The organism is Candidatus Bathyarchaeia archaeon, from assembly GCA_038882715.1.
Classification (GTDB): domain Archaea; phylum Thermoproteota; class Bathyarchaeia; order Bathyarchaeales; family DTEX01; genus DTEX01.
This window is the reverse complement of record JAVZNR010000004.1, coordinates 77,932-97,076: the sequence shown is the minus strand read 5'-3', so window position 1 is coordinate 97,076 and position 19,145 is coordinate 77,932. Positions and strand designations below refer to the sequence as shown.

General features: G+C 42.6%; 19 protein-coding genes. 8 read left to right on the top strand and 11 right to left on the bottom strand.

The features are described 5' to 3' along the window. Window positions 1-5: 5 nt before the first annotated feature. Complete coding sequence (locus QXR61_03810) at window positions 6-1,373, bottom strand: enolase C-terminal domain-like protein (GenBank protein MEM3757073.1); 1,368 nt, start codon at window positions 1,371-1,373, stop codon at window positions 6-8. 63 nt (window positions 1,374-1,436) lie between these two features. Then, window positions 1,437-2,333, bottom strand: coding sequence for a Gfo/Idh/MocA family oxidoreductase (locus QXR61_03805; GenBank protein ID MEM3757072.1), 897 nt, complete (start codon window positions 2,331-2,333; stop codon window positions 1,437-1,439). Between the two features lie 139 nt (window positions 2,334-2,472). On the opposite strand from QXR61_03805, the gene QXR61_03800 reads away from it, so the two are divergent. After that, complete coding sequence (locus QXR61_03800; protein ID MEM3757071.1) at window positions 2,473-3,528, top strand: amidohydrolase family protein; 1,056 nt, start codon at window positions 2,473-2,475, stop codon at window positions 3,526-3,528. A 56-nt stretch (window positions 3,529-3,584) separates the two neighbouring features. On the opposite strand, the gene QXR61_03795 is transcribed toward QXR61_03800, so the two are convergent. From QXR61_03795 to QXR61_03780, 4 genes are all read right to left on the bottom strand, one after another. Next, window positions 3,585-4,523, bottom strand: a complete 939-nt coding sequence (locus QXR61_03795; protein ID MEM3757070.1) for a sugar phosphate isomerase/epimerase family protein — start codon at window positions 4,521-4,523, stop codon at window positions 3,585-3,587. 37 nt (window positions 4,524-4,560) lie between these two features. Further along, window positions 4,561-5,412 (bottom strand): sugar phosphate isomerase/epimerase family protein, encoded by an 852-nt coding sequence (locus tag QXR61_03790; protein MEM3757069.1) that lies wholly within the window; start codon window positions 5,410-5,412, stop codon window positions 4,561-4,563. Between the two features lie 278 nt (window positions 5,413-5,690). After that, window positions 5,691-6,803: a radical SAM protein gene (locus tag QXR61_03785; GenBank protein MEM3757068.1), complete on the bottom strand. Its 1,113-nt coding sequence runs from the start codon at window positions 6,801-6,803 to the stop codon at window positions 5,691-5,693. A gap of 146 nt (window positions 6,804-6,949) precedes the next feature. Beyond that, window positions 6,950-8,095: a Gfo/Idh/MocA family oxidoreductase gene (locus tag QXR61_03780; GenBank protein MEM3757067.1), complete on the bottom strand. Its 1,146-nt coding sequence runs from the start codon at window positions 8,093-8,095 to the stop codon at window positions 6,950-6,952. A gap of 121 nt (window positions 8,096-8,216) precedes the next feature. Between QXR61_03780 and QXR61_03775 the strand changes: the two genes are divergently transcribed. From QXR61_03775 to QXR61_03760, 4 genes are read left to right on the top strand one after another with little or no spacing between them, the layout of a single operon-like run. Continuing rightward, window positions 8,217-8,447 (top strand): ArsR family transcriptional regulator, encoded by a 231-nt coding sequence (locus QXR61_03775; GenBank protein ID MEM3757066.1) that lies wholly within the window; start codon window positions 8,217-8,219, stop codon window positions 8,445-8,447. Window positions 8,448-8,507: 60 nt separating this feature from the next. Beyond that, window positions 8,508-9,470, top strand: a complete 963-nt coding sequence (locus QXR61_03770) for a sugar phosphate isomerase/epimerase (GenBank protein ID MEM3757065.1) — start codon at window positions 8,508-8,510, stop codon at window positions 9,468-9,470. Window positions 9,471-9,477: 7 nt separating this feature from the next. After that, window positions 9,478-10,680, top strand: coding sequence for a Gfo/Idh/MocA family oxidoreductase (locus tag QXR61_03765; protein MEM3757064.1), 1,203 nt, complete (start codon window positions 9,478-9,480; stop codon window positions 10,678-10,680). Beyond that, window positions 10,677-13,775, top strand: coding sequence for a glycoside hydrolase family 38 C-terminal domain-containing protein (locus QXR61_03760; GenBank protein ID MEM3757063.1), 3,099 nt, complete (start codon window positions 10,677-10,679; stop codon window positions 13,773-13,775). The genes QXR61_03765 and QXR61_03760 overlap by 4 nt, the downstream gene beginning before the upstream one ends. Before the next feature lie 41 nt (window positions 13,776-13,816). On the opposite strand, the gene QXR61_03755 is transcribed toward QXR61_03760, so the two are convergent. Genes QXR61_03755 through rimI form a run of 3 tightly spaced genes read right to left on the bottom strand, consistent with a single transcriptional unit; the run spans window position 13,817 to window position 15,365 of the window. Next, window positions 13,817-14,494: a glycerophosphodiester phosphodiesterase family protein gene (locus tag QXR61_03755; protein ID MEM3757062.1), complete on the bottom strand. Its 678-nt coding sequence runs from the start codon at window positions 14,492-14,494 to the stop codon at window positions 13,817-13,819. A gap of 19 nt (window positions 14,495-14,513) precedes the next feature. Next, window positions 14,514-14,831, bottom strand: coding sequence for a DUF4342 domain-containing protein (locus QXR61_03750; GenBank protein MEM3757061.1), 318 nt, complete (start codon window positions 14,829-14,831; stop codon window positions 14,514-14,516). A gap of 51 nt (window positions 14,832-14,882) precedes the next feature. After that, window positions 14,883-15,365: a ribosomal protein S18-alanine N-acetyltransferase gene (rimI, locus tag QXR61_03745; protein MEM3757060.1), complete on the bottom strand. Its 483-nt coding sequence runs from the start codon at window positions 15,363-15,365 to the stop codon at window positions 14,883-14,885. A gap of 106 nt (window positions 15,366-15,471) precedes the next feature. On the opposite strand from rimI, the gene QXR61_03740 reads away from it, so the two are divergent. The 3 genes from QXR61_03740 to QXR61_03730 all read left to right on the top strand — a co-directional run bounded on the left by QXR61_03740 (window position 15,472) and on the right by QXR61_03730 (window position 17,321). Continuing rightward, a complete protein-coding gene (locus QXR61_03740) occupies window positions 15,472-15,810 on the top strand; it encodes a GIY-YIG nuclease family protein (protein ID MEM3757059.1) in 339 nt (112 codons plus the stop codon). A 38-nt stretch (window positions 15,811-15,848) separates the two neighbouring features. Continuing rightward, window positions 15,849-16,133, top strand: coding sequence for a MoaD/ThiS family protein (locus QXR61_03735; protein MEM3757058.1), 285 nt, complete (start codon window positions 15,849-15,851; stop codon window positions 16,131-16,133). 189 nt (window positions 16,134-16,322) lie between these two features. Then, complete coding sequence (locus QXR61_03730; GenBank protein MEM3757057.1) at window positions 16,323-17,321, top strand: glycoside hydrolase family 172 protein; 999 nt, start codon at window positions 16,323-16,325, stop codon at window positions 17,319-17,321. Window positions 17,322-17,338: 17 nt separating this feature from the next. Here the strand turns inward: QXR61_03730 and QXR61_03725 are convergent, their stop codons facing one another. Together QXR61_03725 and hacA are read right to left on the bottom strand one after the other, a co-directional pair. Further along, window positions 17,339-17,845: a 3-isopropylmalate dehydratase small subunit gene (locus QXR61_03725; protein ID MEM3757056.1), complete on the bottom strand. Its 507-nt coding sequence runs from the start codon at window positions 17,843-17,845 to the stop codon at window positions 17,339-17,341. 13 nt (window positions 17,846-17,858) lie between these two features. Further along, window positions 17,859-19,118 (bottom strand): homoaconitase large subunit, encoded by a 1,260-nt coding sequence (gene hacA / locus QXR61_03720; protein MEM3757055.1) that lies wholly within the window; start codon window positions 19,116-19,118, stop codon window positions 17,859-17,861. Between the last annotated feature and the right edge of the window lie 27 nt (window positions 19,119-19,145).

The window sequence follows — 19,145 nt, the reverse complement described above, 5'->3', positions numbered from 1 at the left end:
CACCTCTAAAGTGATAAACCTAAACCAAGAGACCCATTAAGTATACCCGTCCTTATAAAACCATTTCTAACATTAAACAACTCCTCATATTTTCCCTGAACCTCTGGGAAAGCTAGTGGAAGATACTGCCTAGCATTATATTCAAATCCTTTTATGGGGTTTATCCTAGAAGCAAAACCAGCCGAATGCACTAAGGCTAAGCCTGAACACGTTAAATCTTGAACGCTGTAGGGGACTCCAGCCTCTTCGGCTTTAGCCATTAGTAGCAGGGCTGAGCTATGACATTTACAAGTTTTTAGAGCCACGCCAGACCATCCTAGGCTTAAGGCCAAGTCGAAGCTGCCTATATTGATGACTCCCTCATCAGCCAACACCGGCTTAATCGCTGACACCAACATCATATTAAACCTATATTTCTCTAGATCTCTGTTGACCGGCTGCTCTATGTAAAGTATCCTCTCAAAAACGTCCGGGGCTTCCCTCTTAATTCTTCTAAGATACTCAAGAACATCATCAGGTGATTTATGCATTTCATTTGAGTCAACCGAAAGAAAGTATTCATTTCTGCCGAACTTCTCCTCAAGTTTTTCTTCGGCGATTCTAGCTACAGTCTTAGTTCTCTCCACATCCCAATCTATATCTACGCCATTTAGCTTTATTTTAAAGCAGAAGACGCCATCCCTCTCGATCCATTCTTCTAGGCTGACAGGGAAACCATCCTTAGGATCCTCGGGACTTATCTCATCTTTAGTGAGCTTATCTAGCCCTCCAACGAGATGGAAAACCGGTATCTTTTCCTCGTATCTTGGCTTTATATAATCAGAAATATATTTGCCCCTAAATTTTGATCCGAGATAATAGCTTAAATCTCTCTCCATATACTTGGGTCCGTAACCATCATAGCTACATATATTGTTGACTTTACCAAAACCATCGTGAATAGCAGCATCTATAGGTGATACCGCCACTAGAGACGCTAAGACTGGCAAAGGAGCCTTTAGCTTAAAACTTTCAGAAACATAATGAGTTATCCTTAATATTTCATCCTCAAACCTCATGAACCAATCTATAGGATGTAGATAAATGCCGCTGCCGGACTCTTCCTCTATAGTCTCAGCGTACTTTTCAGCTACGAGTTTCATTGCTTCAAGCTTATCTTCGTGCTCTACTTTTGGATCTGGAAAAGCCCATTCGCACATGAGGGGCATAGACCCGATGCCTTCAGCTTCACCACCCCCCTTCCTCTTAACTAGAACTTTAGCGATCAGAGAAACCGATTCATTAACGATAACTGAGCCGAATTTCAGCGGGGTTCTAAAATTATAGGATACGTAGCTCAGAGATATCTCCCTAATATTTACGTTTGACTCCATATCTGTTACTATCTAAGGCTAAGTAAATATGTTTATAGAGCTCAAATCAAATTATTAAGGGTTTTAAAAACGCAACGCTATTTCTCTGGACTTTCTTTCAGCAGACTTTAATGCTGCTTCAATAAAAGCGATAATTTCAATGGTCTCCTCCGGAGTTACTGGCATTTTACGCGTTTTAAACATTTCAATAACCCTCTTTAACAGTTCCCTATAAATGTATTGTGTGTTTATGCTGGAGGAGACCACATCTCTCTCGCAAAAAGCTGTGAAGCCGTAGACATGCGGACCTTTTCGTATCCCTCTGAAAATTCCTATTCGGTCGTCATGCCATGTGCCGATGACGACATCCCACCCCTCTTTATGGACGCATCTAACTGACTTACAGCCATTTCCCATAATAGTGTATAGCATCTCTATACCATGAATGCCGTAATTGAAGAGCCCAGGGTTCTTTGGATTTAGGATTGCGGGCGAATATGTCTCGGCTCCTAAAACCTTACCTAAGTCTTCCCTAGACTTTAGTTCCTGAACCTCAGGAGCATAGCGAAGCGACGATGATGAGAAGACTGGAGTATTATAAAGATGGGCTAATTCAAAAATCTTTTTTGCATCAGCTACGCTGCATGCGAGCGGCTTATCTATGAATGAGGGTATGCCTGCCTCTAGGAAGGGCTCAACGATCTTCAAATGTAAATCACCCTCCTGTAGCTCTATCATAATTGCATCAACTTTACCAATAACTTCTTCGGGAGAATCTACTATTTCAACGCCAAATTCCCTGAGAGCTTGCGTTCTCTGCGCAATTATATCTTCGCTGGCAAAACTTGAGGGTCCGCAGGGGCAACCTACTGTTACTTTCGCGCCGTAGACCCAATGGTCCTCAGATATACCTATGTGGTTTATGCGCTTCGTAAATTCTACAGCGTGAGAAGTATCAAAACCAATTATTCCGATTCTCATCAAATACATCACCACAACCGTAAGCAACATTAAATTGACTCTGATTCTAAAATAATTAATTATGAGTATTAAGCATTTTATATTCGGAGCGCCCCTTTAAGATTAAGGGGTGTTTTAGTTTAATGGAGGCGAAAAAGTCTTGCATCCATATTTATCCGAGTTTGCCGATCTACCTGTTATCGACTGCCACGTCCATTTTGATGACTGGCGCAATAACGCGAACCTGAAGAGAATGGCTGAGTTTATGGTTAAAGTGGCTGAAGAAGGCAGACTCAACAAGATTTATGTAACTGGAGGTGATGCTGGAATATATTTGAAGTTAAAGTACCCTGGCTTATTTTATGCTGGTGGGTTTGTGCCTTGGTCAGGCGGCACAGGTAGCATGCCTAATGTCAACTGGGACAACTACATTCGCTCTTTAATCGAAGCAGGTTTTGACGGCGTCGGAGAAATGGGTTCGAAGCCGGTTCCAAAAAGGATACATGTGCCGCTGAACAGCGGGTACTATGAGGGTTTTTGGGGTGCTTGCGAATCCTACGGTTTTCCAGTCTTATGCCATGTTGCCGACCCAGAAGAGTTCTGGGATGAAAATCTAGCTCCAGAATGGGCTAAGAAAAGGGGTTGGGTTTACTATGGCGGAGACTACCCGTTGAAGGAGGAGCTCTATAGGGAGATGGAAGATATCCTAGATAGGCATCCACGCTTGAAGATAGTTCTATGTCACTTCTACTTTATGTCAGCGAATCTTGAAGAGGCAGCCGACTTTCTTAACCGCCATAAGAATGCTAACCTTGATTTAACTCCGGGAATAGAGCTCATATATAATATTTCGCGTAGGAGGGATGATTGGAGAGACTTCTTCATAAAATATCAGGACAGAATATTTTTTGGAACAGATATTGCAACGTGGCAGACGGAGGTCGAAGCGGTCGCTAGAATATGGATAGTTAGGAAATTCCTAGAGTCGGATGAAGAGTTCTTTACTCCGGAAACAGCGGACGAATTACTGACAAGGTATAAAGAACCGTTTATAGGTTTAAAACTGCCAGTGAACACTTTAAGGAAAATATATTCAGAGAACTTTAAGAGACTTTGGGGGAAACAACCAAGAAAAGTAAACGTCGACACTGCGATGAGATTCTTTGAGGAAAGAGGAGAAAAAGAGCTTGTAGAGAGCATGAAAAGCAATTTTTAACTTGGCTCATTTTTTAAGTTAAGTGTCTTTAATTCAATTTATTTCGGGTGTTTGGGTTAATCACCCGGGGGCTCTTCACCGGTTAATAGTAGCTTCCTCATATATTTTAATGCCGCTTTTACGTGCCTATCTACAACTTCAACACCTTGGTGCTCATGATTCTCTAGAACTGGGGCACATTCTTCAGATGCGAGAAAACCATTATAACCTATTCTTTTTAGCTCTCTTATGAAAGCTGGATAATTTATGTATCTACGCATCAAGATTTCGCCGCTTGATAGCTCATCGAAGTCTAGGGAGCCGTAATGTGAGAGAATTATGCCGACATCTTTACAAGCCTCAATCGCTTCATGTATATACTCATCACTCTGATTAGAAAACAATGGGACGTCCAAACATAATTTTACGTTTTCCACGTTGACTTCTTTAACCATTTGAAGAGCGTCTTCATATCCATAGCGTATAACTGGTGGATGATTCTGTAACGCAATGTTTACACCATAGTCTTTTGCCCACCTAGCTGCATCTCTAATTCCCTCAACGCACAGCCGCCACCTCTCAACATCAGTTATAAAGTTGCCTTCATAATCAAATATCCTTCGACCAAAGTCATAAGTGCCAAGACCATCATATCTGCTGGTTCCAGGCCAAGCGGCAAAAACCTTAACCACATCAACCTCTAAGTCCGCTGCTAACTCTATGGCTTCCTTAACCATACAAAGGTTATTTTCTCTGTCCTCTATGAGCGGCCTTGCGAAATTTGACATTGTTTCAATAGCGCAGATTTTAACACCATATGAGTCCGCAACCTCCTTTATTTCCTTTCTATCCTTTTTATTTAGGTCGCATGGAAGCGCTACGGGTCTTTTCGTCTCTATAGATATGCCTTCAAACCCGAGGCCTTTGGCTTTAATTATCTGTTCTCTAAGTGAAAGAGCCCGCCCTCTATACCATAAGCCGCAATAAGTTACCGTAAATAGAGCAAGTTTAATCATAAGCGGGTCCTCCTTTAAGGCGCCACATGATAAACTTTTATGGGAGATTTAATTCTTTAATTTTCCCAATTAAGTAATCATGGGCAGCTTTTGCGTCCTCTCTTTTTCCCTCAAAATTGTACCAGCCGGAATATTTTGCGTCTTTAAGGAGTATAAGAAACTCCTCTATATAGTTGTCACCTTCGCCGAGTGGAACTGGTTCTCCAAATGGTTTGCCTGGCATTCTTTTTGCATCAAGAAGGTGCGTATGGAATATTTTATCGCCCCAACCATTAGCGATGAGAGCTTCCGCCAGCAGAATCGCTAATTTGCCAACGGTGTGAATGTTAAATCCAAAATAATCTGAGTCCACCTTCTCAAGTATTTTTACGGCATTATTTACGGTGTTGGTTACCCGGCTATGTGTAACATCTAGCGCAATTTTAACATCAAGGGACGCTGCATATGCCGTTATATCTTTTAATCCACGGATCACAACGTTTAAAGCCTCTTCCATGCTCATATAGGTAGGTTTATCGGCGCAAGGAAATGGGCGAACTAAGGGTTTCCCTAGTTCAACAGCAAGATCTATAACTTTCCTTAACACTGTAGCATCATCAGGTGAAGGGAGGTGTGGCACAAACTGTCTTACGCTGGGAGGTACAAGGAAATCGCTTGAGGGAGATAGGCAGACGATGCGAAGATTGTTCTCGCTGAGCTCTCTCTTCAATTTATCCATCTCCTCGCTATTAAGTGGAAGAGCATTCTGATTCAAATGGTAGCCAATTGGAGTCCCTAAATGATGCATAACTATTTCAACACCTTTGTATCCGATTTTTCCAATATCCTCTAGGGCTTTTTCTCGCGGCCAGTCCCTATAACCCCATAAACTACAGGACACCCTAACCATTTTTAGATGCCTCAAACCATTTTATTCTTACACTCAACTAATATAATTAACTAAGATTTTTCTCCGTTTGGATAGAAGAAGAATCCATAGTTTAGAAAGAGCACTTTTAAGGAAGGCTCGAATTCATTTCGCATGGAGGTCGTTCGCTTAAGACGAAAGTGCCGCTTGATTTCGCGTTAATAGACATTTTTTATGTCCAAAAATGCTTCGCTCGATCGGGGAGGAGTCGATTTACGCTTCGTTCATGGATAGAAAAATGATCCATAGATAAAATCAGGCTAAGAGAGCAGATGAATATTTCCTATATTCACTTTTCTAAGATATCTTTTCGCCGCGTTATAGCAGTCATAAGCTTGTTTTCTACTTGTAGTTGGCAGGTCGCTCATAACGTATTGCGGATAGAACGCGAGCAGAGTATACGGGATATCTGGGTCTACGCTCGCAATAAACTTAGCTATCTCCTCAACATCCGAGGGATCTATGTAGCCTGGGATAAGAAGGGTACTTGCTGTTAAAACAGGGACTTCCGGTCTTTCCCTAAAGTACTTTTCGCCTATAGTTCTGAAATTTTCAAAGGAAGGCTTGTTTGAGGCTCCGCATAGAGCTTTGTAAATGTTTTCGTCCCATGCTTTTAGATCATACTTTACGATGCCGCCGCTCCTGAACGATAATTCAGCTGCTTTAATAGCAAAACTTTTACTCATGTTTCCATTTGTTTCCCAACATATCCTCAATATACGTTTTCCATCCTCAGCCTTTTTTAGCGCTATCTCGCTGGTTTTTAACGCATGGGGCATTTGAACCGATGGGTCTCCGCCAAAGAAGCATATGCATGAGACCCTGCTATTAACTTTGTCAGCTAACTCCTCACAGCTTAAATAGGGACTTAGTCTCTGAGAGAGAGTTCTGTAATGCCAGTTTTGGCAGAAGAGGCAATCTAGGCTACATGCACCATAGAAGACGGCGAGATTCATATAGCCAGTCTCGGCAGTTGGCTTATAAGCGTACTTCGGATAGCCAGCGCCTGTGCAGCCAGGACAAAACCACCATGCTACGCAGTTCGTCGGCAAAGGGTCATAGTACCATTCTAAAATACCTTTCTCCGGCGTTCCACCTAGACGTGTGAGGGAGCCTTCAACATTATATGAGAGACCGCAGAATCCTTTTTCTCCAGAAGGAATGGCGCATTCATTTCTGCACATTCCACACTTTACGCCTTCCGGGCTTTTTGGTACACTTGATGGTAGATTAAATGATCTGCGTGAAACCTCGCGTACCCTGCTAACCACCTTTAGGGCTTCCTCTGGCTTCTCCTTTATGCATTTTGAGCATACGCCTAGATTACTGGAAACTAGAGGCGAGCTAATGCCGCATACTGAGCATTTTCCCAATATTTTCACCAAAAATATAATTCTAGGACGCTTGTATCTTAACTTTCCCTCAAGTATAAAAAGTTGAGAACAACGATAAAATAATGAGAGCAACCTATTTTTGCGACGAAAATTTCCCCATATTCGATTATAAAGAAATAAGGGGGTTACGTTATTGAGAGTTTCTCATTTATCTCCTTCTGATACTCTTCAACGAGTAAATCCTCAACATCTTTAACTCTGACAGGTTTGTTTAGCTTGGCCGACTCGTAAAAGCCTAAAGGTATCGCCATGTCTTTATACGCTTCAATCGCGTCAACTTCAGGTTTTCCTTTGCTGACCACCGAGTCGTAGAAATCGTATAACTCGATGGCAAATGTATCAGTTATCCCTCTTGGGAAAAGTTTCTCCAAGGTTTCTTTAGGAAGGTTTCTCCGCATCTCTTCTACAAGCGTATCTATAGATTTAGTTTCAATTTTTCCATATTCTGTTTCCAGGTGAATACCATCATCTGAAAGGTTTCCCTTTGAGCCACATATGGTGTGCATGTAGATCCTTTTAGCTGGCGTTGCCCGTGTCCAGATCCACTGAGAAAAAACATTTCCTTCATATCTTATTATCGCTATGGTCATGTCGTCAACCGTCACTTTCACATTCTCCTTAACCGGGTCAAAAGTATGGCACATGGCGAAAACTTCTATCGCCTCCCTACCAAGCTGATATCTATCTAGATCCGCCCAATGTACACCTCCATCAAAAACCCAGCTTCCACCAGCGGAAAACTTATCTTCTCTCCAGCCCCATGGCTTAGGACCCCAGCTCATGGCAGACCATAGGACGATACGTGGCTCGCCGATCAGCCCTTCTCTTATAGCCCACCAGAAAGCTCTCTCTTTTTGCGCTCTTCTATAATTCTCTGCGACAGCCAGCACCTTATTATGTTTCGATGCTTCATCAATGATACGTTTTGCAGCCCTCATGGTTATCGCTAGTGGCTTCTCGATAATTACATGTAGCCCTCTCTCTAAACATTGAGAAGCTACCGTATGATGTATGTTGTGCGGTAAACATATGTCTACAGCGTCGAGGCTCTCTTCCCTAAGCATTCTATCGATATCTGTGTAGACTCTCGGTTTAGAATCCTGGAAATAATGGATTAAATTAGCCTTCTCTTCAGCGTTTTTCTCAGCAACGTCACATACCGCTTTTACGTTAAAGATCTTTAGTCCCGATGTGCTTAGGGCGCGGAGCCCTCCAATGTGCGCATTAGATATTCCACCGCATCCTATTAATGCAATATTTATTTTTTCCATGGGTTTAAGATTAACCTTATGCCAATTTAAGGATTATGGATAGACGGGTTTGAACTAATGTCGGCTAAGCTAAAGATTTAAATTTTCAATAATAATCCTCTGATAAAAGGAGGTTTACTTTATGGGTAAACTGGAAGATGAAATCTTAAGCCTTCTAAAGGAGTCTGAACCTTTAACTCTAATGGAGATAGCTGAGAAATTAAATAAGGCGCCTAAAGCCGTCTTTAGGTCTCTGCGTAAACTCTTTGAGGAAGGTAAAATCGGCTGCGATATAAGAACGAGAAGATACTACTTAGAGAAAAACTATGAAAAACAGGAAGAGGAAGAAGCTACCGATGTTGACGATCTTTAGTTCCCAAAGATATTTATTAGCATTCAGCATAAATATTTTTGTCAGAATGGGGGGTTTAATTTGAAGATAGGTATATTCACAATACTGTTCAACGAGCTAAGTCTCGAGAAAGTCTTAGAATACGTCTCAAAGCTTGGCTATGAGGCTGTAGAGATAGCCGCTTGGAAAGGAAGCAATCACATAAATATAGAGAAGATTCTTAGTGGAGGCGCATCCGAATACAAGAGGACCGTGGAGAAATATGGTCTAATGATTTCAGCATTGAGCAACCATCTCGAGGGACAACTTGTTTTAGGCCCTCACGACGAGTCGACCGATGAATGGTTTAAGGGGACCCCTGAGGAAAAAGTTAAGTACGGTGTGGAGCGCATGAAGAAGACGGCCGAAGCCGCCGCAGCTCTAGATGTCCCTGTAGTAAACGGTTTTATTGGGGCTCCAAACTGGGGCGCATGGTATATCTTTCCGCCAGCATACGAGAAGATTTTTGAGAGGGGATTTGAGGTTTTCGCTGAGCGCTGGGGAGAAATCCTAGATCATTTTGCGGCTCACGGCGTAAAGTTCGCGCATGAAGTTCACCCGCAGGAGCAGGCTTATAATATTGAGACAGCCGAACGAGCGATTAAAGCCATAAACGGTAAGAAAGAGTTCGGCTTTAATTTTGACCCGAGCCATCTTGTCTGGCAGGGCATTGATCCAGTAGTGTTCATCAAAAAATTCGGTGACAGGATTTACCATGCGCACGCAAAAGACGCTGAGCTTGTTAAAGAGAATCTTCCAATATCTGGTTGCATACCTACCGGCTCATGGCGTAGACCGGATAGAGGTTTTAGATTTCGTGTCGTCGGCTGGGGCGACGTGAACTGGAAAAGGATATTGACGGCTTTTGTTGAGGTTGGATACGATTATGTATTAAGCTATGAGCATGAAGATCCGGTTATGAGCAGGGAAGATGGCTGCGAGAAATGTATAGCTTTCTTAAAGCCTTTAATCATCAAAGCTCCATTAGAGAAGGTTTGGTGGTGAGATAGCGATGCCTGAGGAGAAGGAAGTAGGTTTCGTAAGGATGGGTAAGGTTGCAGGCGAAGTGAAGGAGATTAAGGAGATAGGCGTAGGCTTACTTGGCTACGCATTTATGGGTAAAGCTCACGCAAACGCGTATATAAAGATGCCAATATTCTTCTATCCTCCCCCTGCGAAGCCAAGATTAGTAGCAATATTTGGAAGGACTGAGAAAGCTGTTGCTGAGGCCGCTAAAAGATATGGGTTCGAGAAATATTATACTGACTGGAGGGCGCTGATTAAAGACGAAAACGTTGAGATAGTGGACAACGGATTGCCGAACAATATGCATGCCCCTCCAATTATCGAAGCTGCTGAAAGTGGGAAGCATGTTCTTTGCGAAAAACCTCTGGCAACCACCGTGAAAGAAGCTGAAGAAATGTATAGGGCGGCTGAGAAGGCCGGGGTCAAACACATGACGGCTTTCAACTACCGATTTGTTCCGGCAATAAGATTATCTAAAAGACTTATCGATGAGGGTTACATTGGAAAGATTCTACAGTTTAGAGCTGTTTACCTTCAGGAGTGGATTATGGATCCCAATTTCCCACTTGTTTGGAGACTTCGTAAGGATGTAGCGGGGGCAGGAGCCCTAGGGGACTTAGGCTCACACATAATAGATTTGGCCAGGTTCCTTATCGGGGAAATTTCCTCTGTCTGCGGTATGACGGAGACATTTATTAAAGAACGTCCATTGCCAGAAGACCCATCAAAGAAAGGGCAGGTTGATGTCGATGACGCCTTCATCTCACTTGTCAGATTTAAGAATGGGGCGATAGGCAGCTTAGAGGCTTCAAGGTTCTGCGCTGGAAGGAAAAACTACCAGAGAATAGAAATTCATGGCACAGAGGGCACAATATGCTTTAACCTTGAGAGACTAAACGAGCTAGAAGTATATTCGAGAAAAGACCCTGCAGATAGAATGGGTTTCAGAAATATCTTGGTCACGGAGACCGTTCATCCATATATCGAATACTGGTGGCCTCACGGCCACATAATTGGATGGGAGCACACATTTGTCCATGAGATCCATCACTTCATAGATTGCGTAGTTAACGATAAGCCGATTGCACCTTTAGGCGCAACCTTCTATGATGGATTAAAGTGCCAAGAGGTTATGGAGGCAATACTAGATTCCGCAGAGAAAGGCAGATGGATAAATGTCCCTGAATGAATTGCCCCCTAAAACACGTGAAGGAAGGGTCATCGCTGAATAACAGCAAGGGAACGTTTGAAAAAATCGTTGATGGTTTAAGGAGAAGATACGAGAGTTTAACTGGGTACAGAAGCCAGCTTTCCTGGAAATTTTATCAAGGTGAAGCCCTAGAAGCCTATGATCCCAACTTTGATGATTCACGATGGCAGCAAGCTAAGTTACCTATGGTATTTGATGCTCGGAAAGGTGAAGGGTGGCTTAGATGTAAAATAACTGTCCCAGAAAAAATTGATGGAATAGAGGTTCCGGGATCTGTTGTAAAACTTCATTCATCAGCAATACTCGGTAAAAGCGAGGTGTTCGTTGACGGGCGACGTGTTTTAAGTGCAGACTATTGGCTGGAGCTCAGACCAAGAGTAATTTTAGACGAGAGAACAGAGTCTGGAAAAACCTATGTTGTAGCGATACATTTATTTCCGAAGCATGAACCAATCCATGTACCGCAATTCTACGTGACCTATAGCAACATTGAAAAGATAGCGTTTGAAATAGAGTCTTTCATAGAAGAAATTAGATTCGCAAGGGTTTTAAACAAAGATTTTACAGATAAAATATTGGAAAAATTCGATCTTAGCGCCATTGAAGGAAGTTTTCAGCATCTGCTGAATGAGATTGATAAGGTTCGAAGGGAGATTTCGCCTCTCTCTGCTGAGGCAAAAAAATTTAGGGTTCATTTGGTGGCTCATGCTCACATAGATATGAACTGGCTTTGGCCTTGGGAAGATACGCTCAACACCATTAAAAATACTTTTTCCACGATGGTTAATCTAATGGACAAATATGGCGATTTTCACTTCTCGCAGAGCCAGGCGGTAACTTATAAGACCGTTGAAGAGAGTTTCCCAGATTTATTTGAGAGGATAAGGCAATATGTTACGAGGGGTAACTGGGATGTAACTGCATCTATGTGGGTTGAAGCGGACTTAAACATGGCTGGCACTGAAGCACTACTGAGACAATTCTTATACGCAAAACATTATGTTTACGAGAAATTTAATGTGAAAACTGAGGTCTGTTGGGAGCCGGATACATTTGGCCACATATGGACCCTGCCACAGATTTTAAGAAAATTCAGTATAAAATACTACTATTTTATGCGCTGTGGTAAAGGTCATCCTATTTTCTGGTGGGAGGGGCCCGACGGATCAAGGGTTTTAGCTTTCACAAGCATTTATAATAATTTTGTGGCTCCGAGAAACATAATAGATCTAGTTTTAGATCTCTACGAGCGCTACGGCCTTAAAACCAGCATGTTTGTCTATGGCGCAGGCGACCACGGTGGAGGAGCTATGGTGGAAGATATCGAGAACACGTATGAGATGCGGAAAAAACCCACCTTACCAGACTTAGTTTTTAGTTCAACACATAGATTCTTTAATGAAGTTAGAAAAGAGATCGAAGATCGAGGTTTACTAATACCAGTCATTAATGATGAACTACAGTTCACTTTTGATGGATGCTACACTACTCATGGCGACGTCAAAAAATATAATAGGCTGTGTGAATCTCTACTCATTGACGCTGAGAAAATATGCGCTATAACCGGATCCGGCGATAAGAGTGATTTGAAGGGCTTATGGTTAAAAATGCTCTTTAACCAATTCCATGATATTCTTGATGGGAGTGGAAGCCCTGAAGCATATATATACCCAATAAATCTCTATCAGGAAACGTTTGAAGCTGCCAAAAACTTAATAGATCTTAAGGTGACGAACTTCTCTAAAAAGATAAAGTATTCGAGAGCTGGCATACCCATAATCGTCTTCAACACTCTTTCTTGGGATAGAACAGATATAGTGAGAGTAAAGGTTCCTAAGAATCTTCTTCCAAAGAATGCTGTCGCAATATCTTATGATGGTAAGGAAAGGCGACCGATTCAGATCCACGAAGATGAATTATTATTTTTAGCCAGCGTTCCACCACTAGGTTACAAAGTATATTATATAGTTGAAGAACCTTCCACTGAAGAAAACAGTTCAAGCTTACTAGTCCAACATAATCTGCTTGAGAACGACCACTTTAAGATCGAGATAAATGAGGGTTCAGGCACAATAAAAACGCTGTATGATAAGGTGAACGGAAGGTTTGTATTCAAGGAGGAGCGGTACCCCTACACTAAACCCGTATTCAGCAATTTAATGCAAATTTTATATGAGACGCCTCATCCAATGTCGGCATGGATAATCGGGCCAATATCTCGTGTAGAGAATCTTATAAGGGGGGCTAAAACAGAGGTCATAGAGAAAGGTCCAGTAAGAGCTACGATCAAGGTCTCTTGGAAGCATAGCAACTCTGAAATTACCCAATATATAAGTCTCTATAACGGTTTGCCTCGAATAGATCTCCGGATGCTAATTAATTGGCAGGAGTTAGCGGATGATGAAACTGACGCTCCCATGCTTAAGGTCTCCTATACACCCATGCTTAACATGTCTAAAGCCACGTTTGAGATACCTTTTGGATACATTGAAAGGGTTCCGGATGGAACCGAGTATCCCGCGCTGAGATGGGTTGATCTATCCGATGACGAGTATGGTCTAAGCATAATAAGTACCTGCAAGCACGGGTTCGATGTGAAAGGTAATACTGTGAGAATGACGCTTGTCAGAACCAGCTATAGTCCCGATCCTAAGCCTGATCAGGGAATTCATGAAATAACTTACGCGTTATACCCGCATAAAAACGATTGGAAGAGGGCGCTGACATTTAGAAGAGGGTGGGAGCTAAACCATCCACTAATAGCATACGCGGTTCCAGATCGGAGAGAGCATGGCAGCGCAGATGAGGAGATGAGCTTCATCAACGTTAAGCCAAGCAACATAGTCGTTTCATGCTTTAAGGAGGCTGAGGAAGGAAACAGCTTGGTGGTTAGGGTTTACGATGCTTCTGGCGAAGGAGGCCTGATGGAAATACAATTTAGTTTTAGTGTAAAGGAGGCTTATGAAGCGGATTTAATGGAGGAGCCAATAAGACCTCTCGAAACTCTCGATAATAAAATTAGGCTACAGATCAATCCATTTGAAATAAAGACTTTGCTAATTAAACCCTCTTGAGAACAACGCTGAAGCAGTAACTTATCTTGCCCCTAATGCCCTTATTTTATGTCTTTCAGTATGTCGGGCCTATCGCTAGCTATTCCATCAACACCTTTTTCGGCATACTCCCGAGCTTCTTCCGGAGTATTTATTGTCCATACAACAACTTTTAGGCCGTTCTCATGGGCCTTTTTAACGAAGGATGAGTGGACGAATCTATACATTGGAAACAGATACTGTGCCTTAAGCGATAGAGCAGTTTTTATTGGATCTTTGTGCTTCACGTAGATTAAACCGGTTTTGACGCTATCACTCAATTCTCTAATTCTTCTAAGGGCTTCCTCATGGAATGAGATTATTATCACGTTGTCCTCTAAATCCCTCTTCCTAACGATCTCTAGGACTTTATCCTCTGTTCCGATCTCCTTTAATTCTATAAGTATTCTCACTTTTCTGTCGAGAAAATCAAGGGCTTCTTCTAAGGTTGGTATCTTTTCGCCTTTCTCAGTAGACAGCTCCTTGATCTCCCTGAGCGTTAATTCGCTAACTAATCCTTTACCGCTCGTTGTTCTGTCAACTTCCGCGTCATGGATAACCACTAACTCACCGTCTTTGGTTCTTCTCACGTCAAGTTCAATAGCGTTCACGCCTAACTCTAAGGCTCTTTTAAAACTGCGTATAGTGTTTTCAGGCTCATATGCTTTAGCGCCTCGATGACCAATCTTCAGCTCTAGCATACCTTAATCACCCTTCTACCTACTCTTTTTCCTCAACAACTATTTTACATTTCGCTACCAAAGCCGCTATGACGCCTAAAGCTGCCACCCAAGGGGCTAACAAGGCACCTACTAGGCCGACCGTTACCGGCATCTCAAGGAGAGTTTCATCCTTTTCATTCTTAACTATTATCTTGGTGACGTTTCCTTTGTGAATTATCTCCTTTATTCTGTTTATTAGATCGTCCGACGAAACCTCGTAAACTGTTCTTTTTACTTCTTTTTGCGGTGCCCCGCAATATGGGCAGTAATTTGCATCCCCAGATATTTCTTTACCACACCTTATGCAATAAACCATTTTAGATCACTCAACCATTTCTAAATGTACAATACGCCCTTATATCACCTTTTACTCTAAAACTTTCATAAATTTTATCCCGTCGCTTCCAGCACCGTAATAATTTCTTAAAATCCCGACGACAGAATATTTGTGCTTAAGGTATAGGTTTATGGCGGCAATATTATCCTTACGCGCTTCTAGATAACATGCTTTAGCTCCACGCTTCCTTAAACTTTCCTCCATTGATTCTAACAGGCGCGACCCTATGCCTCTTCGCCTATATTCAGGCTCAACATTTATGGAATATATGTGTCCAACACGTTCACTCTTAAAAATCTCTATAGAAGCCACTATAAACCCGACAATTTTATTCTCCAATATGGCAGCTAACGTTATAAACTCAGGATCCTCAACAAACCGCTCTATAAAAGAATATGGAAAAGCGTCTTCGCGGAAGCATCTAACCTCTATCTCATATAATCTTTTTAAGTCTGATTTCTCAGCTTTCCTTATTACTAGATGACTGAGCACACTATAATATATGTTGACCATAAATATAAGCGCACTTAGATTTTGAGGGGGCGATGAAACGAGAGGTATATACGTATTAGTCATATCAGTTGAAAAGGAAATAAATATAAGGGTCGGTTCTCTCGGCGTGCTAACCTTCGGTAGCGGGCTCTACGCTTACGTAGGTTCAGCTCAAAGCAGCTTAGAGAAAAGGGTGGCTAGACATTTCAGCAAAGAGAAACGGATATTTTGGCATATAGATTACCTGCTTAATAATGAGCATGTAAAGATTCTAGGCGTATTTTTTAAGGCGGCTCCAAAAACTGAGGAATGCTTATTGGCGAGGGCCATGGGCGAACTATATAAGCCAGTGAAAAGTTTTGGCTCATCGGATTGTGGTTGCCTGAGCCACCTATTTGAAATAGACGATTGTGAAGGCCTCAGCGAATTTTTAAGAAGAATGGGGTTAACAACCTTAAAATTATAGGGCTGCGCTAAGTATTGTGAAGGGGGAAGAACGCAAGCATGGGAATTAAAATTCGAATGTTAGGGGTGCTGAAAAAAGTCTCTGGAAGGGATGAGGTATCTCTTAATTTAGATGGAGAATTAAAGATTAAGGAGATCATTAAAAGAATTTTAGAGGAGATAAACACGCTAGGAGATGTCTTGCTAGATCCAGAGTTGAAGGATCCGCGCCCTAACACGATAATACTTGTCAACGGTAAGGATATAAATCTGATAGATTGTTTAGAAACGCGGATTAAAGATGGAGACGAAATAGTCCTTATCCCCGTCGTGCATGGCGGTTAGGGCAAACTTTACATGAATCACCTCAGCTCTTCTATCAAAGGAGAGAAGAATTAAGCTTAAATTTAACGCCAAATATATCTTTTTAACCGAGGTGTAAAAATGATAGGTTTTTCAAGCCTAGCTTCTCTCCCCCGCTTAAGGAATTATAGAAGCCGCAGAATTTCAAGCTATGATAAGACCGGAGGGAACATGGATGCTTGGTTGATTAGGGAAGGTGAGAAAAAGACTATAGCCGACATTGAGGGGCCAGCGTGCATTAAGCATATCTGGATGACGCTTGGAATCCCGCAGGAAGACTATCTACGCAGGATAGTTTTAAGGTTCTACTGGGACAATTGCCCTGAGCCGAGCATTGAGTGCCCTATAGGAGACTTCTTTGGTATGGGCCATGGGATGCGGAAGAACTTCGTTTCTTTACCGCTTCAAATGAGCCCTCAGGATGGAAAGGGATTTAATTCATGGTGGCCTATGCCATTCAAAAATAGGGCTATTATAGAGGTTGAAAACCAAGGCGAAAAAGAATATTGGCATTACTTCTACATTGACTATGAGATTTATAGCTCTATTAAAGATGTCGAAGATTTAGCGTACTTTCACGTTCAATGGAGGCGAGAGGCGGATACTGATGGATGGGCTTATAGAGAAAGGCTTAGCCCACAGACAATGACGAGGGATCCCAGATGGTATAATAGGGATGGCAAACATAACTACGTGATTCTTGAAGCTGAGGGGAACGGCATATACTGCGGTGCACATTTAGATATAGATTGCTTCGTCCGGAACCCAGATGATTGGTACGGTGAAGGCGATGACATGGTTTTCATCGATGGCGAAGAGTGGCCCCCATCAATCCACGGAACTGGAACAGAGGACTGGTTTAACTGCGCCTATGGCCCGCAACAAGAATATAATGCCCCATATCATGGCGTAATCCTGTATAGCGGAACAAAAGGATGGCCTTGGAAGAGAAAGCAGACCGTTTACCGCTACTATATTGAAGATCCGATTAGATTTTATAAGAGCATAAAGGCGACAATTGAACATGGCCACGCAAACACCCTAACCCTAGATATTTCGAGCACAGCCTACTACTACCTATCAGAGCCGAAAAGAGGAGGCCCTCCATTACCACCGGTTAAGAATAGGCTGCCTAGGCCTGACGAAGAAATATATGTGCCGGAAAAATAGGAGTTTTATCTCTTTAACTACCATGGTAATCTACCATATTTTTTAACATAGTTTACTAGACCACCGTTAACCAAGATCTCTAACAAGGCTGGTGGCATGGGTTTAACTCCATAGGTTTCGTTACGAGTTAAGTTCCTTATATATCCCTTGGCGAGATCCACGTATAAGATGTCCCCATCCGCTATCCTGTACGCTTCCTTGCACTCAAGGGCTGGCAGCCCTATGTTTATCGCATTCCTATAAAATATTCGGGCAAATGACTCAGCTATAACCGCGCCTATGCCTATACGCTTTAAAACTAACGGAGCCTGCTCGCGGCTTGAGCCACATCCAAAATTTTTCCCGGCCGCGATAATATCGCCTTCTTTCACCTTCTCGGCGAAACCAGGTATTAAAGCCTCCATAGCATGTTTTGACAGCTCATCTATATTGGTTATGCTCAGCTTATATTTTCCAGCAATAATTAGATCCGTATTTATGTTGTCGCCAAACTTCCAAACACGACCCTTAATGCTGGCATCCAACGGCACTCGCCTCCTAACGCCTCAATAATATTCTCGGGTCGGTTATTTTTCCTTCTAGGGCAGTCACCGCCGCTGTTGCCGGAGAAGCCAAATATATTTCCGCATCGGTACTGCCCATTCTACCCTTAAAGTTTCTGTTAGAAGTTGATAAGCATACCTCTCCCGGGGCAAGTATCCCTTGATGCGCACCCGCGCATGGCCCGCATCCCGGGTTGCAAACTATGCAGCCCGCCCTCACAAAGATTTCTATTAACCCCTCCTTTAGAGCTTGCAGATATATGCTTTTGGATGCGGGAGCCACTATCATGCGAACGCTCTCCTTAATCTTTCTCCCCTTAAGTATTTCAGCCGCTATTCTTAAATCCTCTAGGCGCCCATTCGTACATGAGCCGAGAAACACTTGATCAACCTCCTTTCCTTCGACATCCTTAACAGGTTTCACATTATCAACCGCGTGTGGACAGCTGATCATGGGCTCAAGGTCTGAAACGTTAAGGTTAATTTTCTCAGCATACTCAGCATCCTCATCGCTCTTCAACGCTCTATATTCCTTATTTCCTAAACCGCGTATAAATTCCAGTGTTTTGTTATCGGGCTCCACCATGCCGGTTTTAGCGCCCATTTCAACAGCCATGTTACATAATGTTAAGCGCCCATCAACGCTCATTTCCCTAACCGCCGCCCCGCGATATTCTATGGCTTTATATGTTGCACCATCAGCTCCAACAATCCCAATTATTTTTAATATGACGTCTTTGGGCAAAACCATCGGTGATAAAGAGCCATCCACTTCAATCTTTAAGGTTTCCGGAACCTTAAACCATAACCGTCCAGACATGAACACCGCCGCCATCTCTGTTGAACCTATACCTGTTGCGAAGGCTCCTAAAGCGCCATACGTGCATGTATGCGAGTCCGCGCCAACAATAAGCGACCCTGGATAGACAAGCCCGGATTCAACCATGATTTGGTGGCATATTCCAGATCCAGCCTCGTAGAGAACGGCTCCATACATACGTGCAAATTCACGCATAACCTTGTGTACTCTTGAGAAATTTTCATTAGAGCTGGGGGCAACATGGTCTATGGCTAAAACAACCTTTGACGGATCCCAAAGATTTTTACCACCCATTTCTTTAAAGGCTTCGATTGCTAGAAGCGCGGTTCCATCATGAGCCATAGCTGCGTCAACCTTTGCTATCACGATGTCGCCAGCATAAACATCCTTCCCGGACGCAAAGCTAAATATCTTTTCTGAGAGCGTTTTCCCCATACCTAATCGACCTAGCCTAAAAAGATT